This is a genomic window from Vibrio sp. 14G-20, assembly GCF_026241515.1.
GTDB lineage: Bacteria > Pseudomonadota > Gammaproteobacteria > Enterobacterales > Vibrionaceae > Vibrio.
This window is the reverse complement of sequence record NZ_JAPHPW010000029.1, coordinates 41,594-49,740: the sequence shown is the minus strand read 5'-3', so window position 1 is coordinate 49,740 and position 8,147 is coordinate 41,594. Positions and strand designations below refer to the sequence as shown.

Genomic DNA, 8,147 nt, shown 5'->3' with positions numbered 1-8,147 from the left:
GCCATCAGCTGAATGAACGGTAATTGTATCGGTGGCAGTAGTGCCTTTGCTTAAGGCTTGCACTTGTGGGTTTGTGTTATCGAGATCGTAAGTCCAAGCACCATTATCTTTGAGGTGGAGTGTGCCTAAAGCACCAACAACATCCGTATTGGAGAAATGTGCTTCCCCCGTATCAACATCAGTAATTGTCAATGTACCGGATGTTTGCAGTTGAGTTTCTTCCGTCACTGCGCCGGAGTTAGTTCCACCAATCACGGCTTTGTCGTTAGTGCCGTTAATTGTAATCGTCACTTGATGTGATGCGCCGTCTGCTGAATGAACGGTAATCGTATCAGTAGCCGTCGCGCCTTTGCCTAACGCTTGAACGGTTGAATTAGTGTTATCGAGATCGTAAGTCCAAGCACCATTGTCTTTGAGGTGGAGCGTGCCTAAAACACCTGCAACATCCGTATTAGAGAAGTGCGCTTCACCCGCATCGACGTCAGCAATCGTCAACGTTCCGGATGTTTGCAGTTGAGTATCTTCCGTTACTGTGCCGGAGCTCGTACCACCAATTACCGCTTTGTCGTTAGTGCCATTGACGGTGATAGTTACCTGATGGGGCGTGCCATCAGCTGAATGCACGGTAATCGTATCGGTAGCGGTTGCTCCTTTGCCCAACGCTTGAACGGTTGGATTCGTGTTATCAAGATCGTACGTCCATTTACCTGAACCTGTCAGATGCAGAGTCCCCAAGTTGCCAGCAATATCGGTGTTTGAGAAATGGGCTTCGCCAGTATCGACATCCGTCACGGTAAGTGTACCTGAGGTCTGAAGTTGAGATTCTTCGGTAACAGCTCCAGTATTGGTGCCACCAATTACCGCTTTGTCGTTAGTGTCATTGACGGTGATGGTAATTTGATGTGGTGTACCATCGGCAGAATGAACGGTGATGGTATCGGTAGCTGTTGCCCCTTTACCTAACGCTTGAACGGTTGGATTGGTGTTATCTAGGTCGTACGTCCATTTACCTGAGTCAGTCAGGTGAAGGGTCCCAAGAACACCAGCGATATCGGTATTGGAGAAGTGTGCTTCGCCTGTATCAACATCGGTTACGGTGAGTGTTCCAGAAGTGTGTAGTTGCGACTCTTCAGTGACTGCACCAGAGTCGGTGCCCGCAATGACGGCCGTATCGTTGGTACCATTTACAGTGATAGTGACCTGATGAGACGTACCGTCAGCTGAGTGCACGGTAATAGTATCAGTAGCCGTCGCGCCTTTGCCTAACGCTTGAACGGTTGAATTAGTGTTATCGAGATCGTACGTCCACGAACCTGAATCGGTTAGATGTAATGTACCTAGTGTTCCTGCGATATCGGTATTGGAGAAATGTGCTTGTCCTGTATCGACGTCAGTAATCGTCAATGTGCCGGATGTTTGCAGTTGAGTATCTTCCGTTACTGTGCCGGAGCTCGTACCACCAATCACCGCTTTATCATTGGTACCGTTAATTGTGACGATAATCTGATGGGGTGTGCCGTCCGCCGAATGAACGGTAATTGTATCGGTGGCCGTCGAGCCTTGTCCTAACGCTTGCACTTTAGGGTTGGTGTTATCGAGGTCGTAAGTCCAAGCACCATTGTCTTTGAGGTGGAGCGTGCCTAAAGCACCTGTAACATCCGTATTGGAGAAATGTGCTTCCCCAGTATCAACATCAGTAATTGTCAATGTACCGGATGTTTGCAGTTGAGTTTCTTCGGTGACCGCGCCTGAGCTTGTTCCACCAATCACTGCTTTGTCGTTAGCGCCGTTTACTGTAATCGTCACTTGATGAGGAGTTCCATCTGCGGAATGTACAGTAATCGTATCCGTTGCCGTTGAACCTTTGCCTAAGGCTTGCACTGATGGGTTGGTGTTATCTAGGTCGTAACTCCAAGCACCATTATCTTTGAGGTGGAGCGTGCCTAAAGCACCAGCAACATCGGTATTGGAGAAATGTGCTTGTCCCGTATCGACGTCAGTAATCGTCAATGTGCCGGATGTTTGCAGTTGAGATTCTTCCGTTACTGCACCGGCGCTTGTACCACCAATCACTGCTTTGTCGTTAGTGCCGTTTACTGTAATCGTCATTTGATGAGGCGTTCCATCCGCCGACTGAACGGTAATCGTATCGGTAGCTGTTGCCCCTTTACTTAACGCTTGAACGGTTGGGTTGGTGTTATCAAGGTCGTACGTCCATTTACCTGAGTCAGTTAGATGAAGGGTCCCAAGAACACCAGTGATATCGGTATTGGAGAAGTGTGCTTGTCCAGTATCGACGTCAGTAATCGCCAACGTTCCGGATGTTTGCAGTTGAGTGTCTTCTGTTACTGCGCCGGCGCTAGTACCACCAATCACGGCTTTGTCGTTGGTGCCGTTAATTGTGACGGTAACTTGATGCGGCGTGCCGTCTGCTGAATGAACGGTAATCGTATCGGTGTCAGTAGCGCCTTTGCCTAAGGCTTGTACTGTTGGGTTCGTATTATCTAAATCGTACGTCCATTTACCTGAGTCTGTTAGATGCAGAGTACCTAACACACCAGCAATGTCGGTATTTGAGAAGTGCGCTTCACCAGTATCAACATCAGTTACAGTTAGCGTACCCGATGTCTGAAGTTGAGATTCTTCGGTGACCGCGCCTGAGCTTGTTCCACCAATCACTGCTTTGTCGTTAGCGCCGTTTACTGTAATCGTCACTTGATGAGGAGTTCCATCTGCGGAATGTACAGTAATCGTATCCGTTGCCGTTGCCGTTGAACCTTTGCCTAACGCTTGAACGGTTGGGTTGGTGTTATCTAGATCGTACGTCCATTTACCTGAGTCAGTTAGATGAAGGGTCCCAAGAACACCAGCGATATCGGTATTGGAGAAGTGTGCTTCGCCTGTATCAACATCGGTTACGGTGAGTGTTCCAGAGGTGTGTAGTTGCAACTCTTCAGTGACTGCACCAGAGTCGGTGCCCGCAATGACGGCCGTATCGTTGGTACCATTTACAGTGATAGTGACCTGATGAGACGTACCGTCAGCTGAGTGCACGGTAATAGTATCAGTAGCCTTAGCTCCTTGTGCAAGCGCTTGAACTTTCGGATTGGTGTTATCGAGATCGTACGTCCACGAACCTGAATCGGTTAGGTGTAATGTACCTAGTGTTCCTGCGATATCGGTATTGGAGAAATGTGCTTGTCCAGTATCGACGTCAGTAATCGCCAACGTTCCGGATGTTTGCAGTTGAGTGTCTTCTGTTACTGCGCCGGCGCTAGTACCACCAATCACGGCTTTGTCGTTGGTGCCGTTAATTGTGACGGTAACTTGATGCGGCGTGCCGTCTGCTGAATGAACGGTAATCGTATCGGTTGCCTTTGCTCCTTTTCCTAGCGCTTGAACAGTAGGGTTTGTATTGTCTAGGTCGTAAGTCCAAGAGCCCGAGTCAGTTAAATGTAGGGTGCCCAATGAACCTACAATATCGGTGTTCGAGAAGTGCGCTTCGCCAGTATCGACATCAGTTACGGTTAGCGTTCCGGATGTTTGCAGTTGAGTTTCTTCCGTTACTGCGCCGGAGCTTGTACCACCAATTACCGCTTTGTCATTAGTACCGTTAATTGTAACGGTAACTTGATGTGGTGTGCCGTCTGCCGAATGAACGGTAATCGTATCGGTGTCAGTAGCGCCTTTGCCTAAGGCTTGTACTGTTGGGTTCGTATTATCTAAATCGTACGTCCACGCTCCTGAGTCAGTCAGGTGAAGGGTACCAAGAGCACCAGCAATATCGGTGTTTGAGAAATGGGCTTCGCCAGTATCGACATCCGTCACGGTAAGTGTACCTGAGGTCTGAAGTTGAGATTCTTCGGTAACAGCTCCAGTATTGGTGCCACCAATTACCGCTTTGTCGTTAGTGCCATTGACGGTGATGGTAATTTGATGTGGTGTACCATCGGCAGAATGAACGGTGATGGTATCGGTAGCTGTTGCCCCTTTACCTAACGCTTGAACGGTTGGATTGGTGTTATCTAGGTCGTAAGTCCACTTACCTGAGTCAGTCAGGTGAAGGGTACCAAGAGCACCAGCAATATCGGTGTTTGAGAAATGTGCTTCGCCAGTATCGACATCCGTTACGGTGAGTGTTCCAGAGGTTTGTAACTGTGACTCTTCGGTGACAGCTCCTGAGCTTGTTCCACCAATCACTGCTTTGTCGTTAGTACCGTTCACCGTAATTGTTATTTGATGAGGAGTGCCGTCTGCTGAGTGGATAGTAATGGTATCGGTTGCTGAATTTCCTTTCCCTAGAGCCTGAACGTTTGGGTTTTTATTGTCGAGATCGTATCGCCACCCACCGTCATCTTTGAGGTGCAAAGTTCCTAGTACGCCTTTGATGTCAGAGTTAGAGAAGTGCGCTTCATTTGAGTCAACATCAGTGATGTTTAACTGACCAACAACAGTAGTGTTTAAATCTTCGGTAACGTGGTTAGAGCCTAGATTTGTTGGAATCGCAGCAAATGAGTTTGGTGAACCGGCAGTACTACTAGTAATAACGGCTTGGTCGTTGGTGCCATTAATCGTTACCGTAACTTGATGTGCTGTTCCGTCGGCTGAATGAACGGTGATGATGTCTGTTGCAGTAGAACCTTGGGCCAGTTTTTGAACGGCTGGGTTCCCGTTGTCTAAATTGTATGTCCACGCACCGTCTTTTGATAGAACTAACGTGCCAAATTGACCTGTCAGTAGTGATGCTTGAAAATGATCCTGCCCAAGATCTGAGTCAGTGACCGTTAGTTGACCGTGAACCTGTGTCGTTTGGTCTTCTGTTACTGAGCCAGCATCGACGCCAGACACAATTGCATTGTCATCGTTACCGCCAATTGTCATTTCAAGCGCTTGAGGAGTGCCATCTTTGGTGTGAATAGTGAAGCTTTCTTGCAATGAAGTGACTGTAGTTAACGCTTGAACATTCGAAAGAGAGTTATCAACTTGATACTGCCAATGTCCATTAGAATCGATAGTTAATGAACCATATTTCCCGGTAATCGTTTCAGCAAGCACAGAGCTTTGATCATGGTCTGGGTCAATGACATCAATCTTACCTGTTGCATTCAGTAACCCTTGAGAATCCACGTTGCTATCTTCGGTCACTATGCCGTGCAAATCCCCAGAAATGGTAGGAACGTCTTGCTTACCAGTAACGGGTATTTGAACGACAACACTAGACCCATTTGATAAATGCAGCACGAACTTATCTGTGCCGGGTTGATTTTGGTGTAGCAAAACGTATTGAGGTGAAAGAGGGTTCAATACAAAGGTGTACTTACCACCCGAATCAACGTGCAGTTCCCCATATATTCCTTTGATCACTTCCGGAGTAAAGGTTACTGGTAGGCTCGGTGTTGTAGGAACATTGTTAGTAGGTGTCGTTATGCCTCTCGATTCGATAGAAGGAATCGAACTTGCGGGGATGTAATGTGCTTGAGGGTGTGACGAGCTAGAAAGGTGATGTGAAGGTCTTAGCGTCGTTTCACCTTCCATAGAAGGAGACTCTTGACCAACAATAGCATCTGAATCGTGAATATTTCTTGTTATTGGTTTTTGATTTTCGTCTTTAGAAATATCAGCGCTTTGATGAACTGCACTTTCTTGATTGTTGGTGGAATCTTGATGAGCCAAAGTTGCCTCATCAGTTGGTGTCATAGTTTCGGCTGACGCGTGTTTTGCTAGCGAAGGTAGAATAAGCATTAAAGACTGAGTCAGAGGTACATTAATCTTGAGTTTTGAATGTAATCGGACTTTCTTCTTTTTTGCCTGTTTTACAGCCTCTGAGGATTGGGCTTTAGGTTGCTCTTTTTTATCGAGCTTTTCGCTTTTTTTGACGCTGTTTTTTTTAGTCATCTTTTCATCCGTGAATCTCTATTATTCTTATCTAAGTAAAATACACAGATCGAGGTTTAGCGAGCTAATGAGATAATTTTTAAAGAAAATTTCCTTAAATCAAACGACTCTCTCACTTTAGTGTAAAGCGTGTTGAATATTCATTCGGCTATTGGCCAAAGATATTGAGTAATCAACTTGACCTTACCCTAAGGGGAACCTCTATAATTACCGTATAAATTTAAAGGTAAGCTATGACAAACACACTCCGCACAACTTGGATTACTGTTTTCAGCATCGTTGCGATGTTGGTGTCTAGCTATGCCTCAAGTTCATCGATCATGATGACCAATGTGATGATGTCTCAAATGGGCTCGAACCAGTCCGCTTGTTACCATAGTGATGCTTTGGCGGATGATATGGCGGCGGAATGCCACGTCGTAAGCTCCGAATCACACGCTGAACACACCAATATGGATGCTCAGGCATTTGATTCTCAGTGTCATATGTCTCCAGAGAGCGAAGATTGTGGCGACATGATGGGAAACCATTGTTCTGGTTCCGACTGCTGTGCCTCTGTTTGTTCTACAGTTTCTTACCCTATTCAGGCTGTTCAAACTGTTAATCCATTTATCTCTTCATTCGCTCGTTTTCAATCTGTCACTATTGGCCAGAAAGTCGCACGCGCTCAATCTTTACTACGCCCACCCACCGCATAAATCTATATCTAAAAACATAGCGATATCAGGGGAATAAATCTGATACGCCAATCTTTTATATGCGTTATTTAACGCTAGATATGGACATTCATTGTGAATATAAAACCAACAACCTCCGTGTTTAAAATAAACGCGAGTGTCGTGGTTGCTGTTGCCTTTGTTTCGAGTACTGCCTTTATTTCGGCCAGTGCTTTAGCTGCTGCGCCTACTTCAACACAAGCCGATCCACAGAGATCAACACAGCAACTCAATACATTGATTGAGATAGCCTTAAGCCAAGACGGTAACCGCAAGCAGTACTTTGCTCAGTCACAAGCGATGCGAGAAACCGGTATTGCCAGCGCAACCTTGATGGATCCGAAACTAAAAGTCGGATTTGGCGGTCTGCCAGTCGATGGCTTCCAGTTTGATGAAGACCCGATGACCAATATTTCGGTCGGTCTAATGCAGCAATTTGAACGTGGCGATACGCTGGATCTTCAGCAGAAAAAAGCCGGTCAGCAAGCGGATGGGTTAGCGCTTCAAGTGCAGGCTCGTGAGCTTACCGTTGCTAACAGCATGACGCAGCTTTGGCTTGAATTGGGTTACCAGAAAGTCGCAGAAGGTGTTATGCGTGAAAACCGACGCCTTTTGGTTGAGCTAGAAAACTATGTGCAAACCAACTACTCGATTGGTAAAAGCGAAGCTCAAGATCTGCTTAATGCTCAGCTTCAAGTCAGCAAGCTCGATGAAAAGTTGCAAGCCAATCAGCAAGTTCAACGCCGTCTGATCTCTCAACTGTCTGAGTGGCTCGGTTCTGATTGGTTAGGGAACCAAGCGATTGACTCTCAGGCTCTTGATCCTCAGGGGAGGCTTCATGCGACCAACTACATTGATTGGTCGTTATTGGAGAGCAAGCTGGCGACTAACCGTGATTCAACCAAGCACTATCAACTGTTGACGGATCATCCGCTCGTCAAGATCACAGATGCGACTATCTCATCTAATCAAACTCAAGTAGAGCTAGCTGAGCAAGCGTATACGCCTCAGTTTGGCGTGGAAGTGATGTATGCCCATCGACAAGCGAACAACATGGCTGGCGAACCTGCCTCTGATCTTGTCAGTGCTTATCTTACTGTCGATATCCCTTTGTTTACGGGTAACCGACAGGATAAGAACTTGTCGGCGGCTCAGTACCAAGTCGGTGCAGCTAAATCCCAAAAAGACACCTTACTTTCCCAAATGAACGCGCAAGTGAATGCATTATTGGTTGATAAGGCGAACCTCACCCAGCGTTTAGAACGCTACCAAAGCACTTTGCTTCCTCAAACTGCCGCTCGAATTAGTGCGGTGGAAAGAGGCTATCAAAACAACACCGCACAATTTAACGATGTTATTGCAGCAACGGCGGATGAACTAGCACTCCAGCTTGAACAGCAACGCCTAATCACTGATCTCAACATCGTAAATAGCAAACTGGCCTCACTGGTCAGTGGTTTTGACTACCAAGTTAAGCAACCGCAACTCAACCCCACCGTAACTCAAAACAACAGCCAATCAGTAAAGGAATAGACA

General features: G+C 46.7%; 3 protein-coding genes. 2 read left to right on the top strand and 1 reads right to left on the bottom strand.

Annotated features, from left to right (window positions below; all coding sequences use genetic code 11):
• On the bottom strand, positions 1 to 5,895 hold a 5,895-nt coding region (locus OQJ75_RS19925; RefSeq protein ID WP_266067270.1), incomplete at its 3' end, for a VCBS domain-containing protein.
• Positions 5,896 to 6,128: 233 nt separating this feature from the next.
• Here OQJ75_RS19925 and OQJ75_RS19920 point away from each other — a divergent pair.
• Both OQJ75_RS19920 and OQJ75_RS19915 read left to right on the top strand, forming a co-directional pair.
• The gene (locus OQJ75_RS19920) at positions 6,129 to 6,593 is read left to right on the top strand and encodes a hypothetical protein (protein WP_265974590.1); all 465 of its coding nucleotides are present in this window, start codon (positions 6,129 to 6,131) and stop codon (positions 6,591 to 6,593) included.
• Between the two features lie 177 nt (positions 6,594 to 6,770).
• Complete coding sequence (locus tag OQJ75_RS19915; protein WP_372194613.1) at positions 6,771 to 8,144, top strand: TolC family protein; 1,374 nt, start codon at positions 6,771 to 6,773, stop codon at positions 8,142 to 8,144.
• The last annotated feature ends 3 nt before the right edge of the window (positions 8,145 to 8,147 follow it).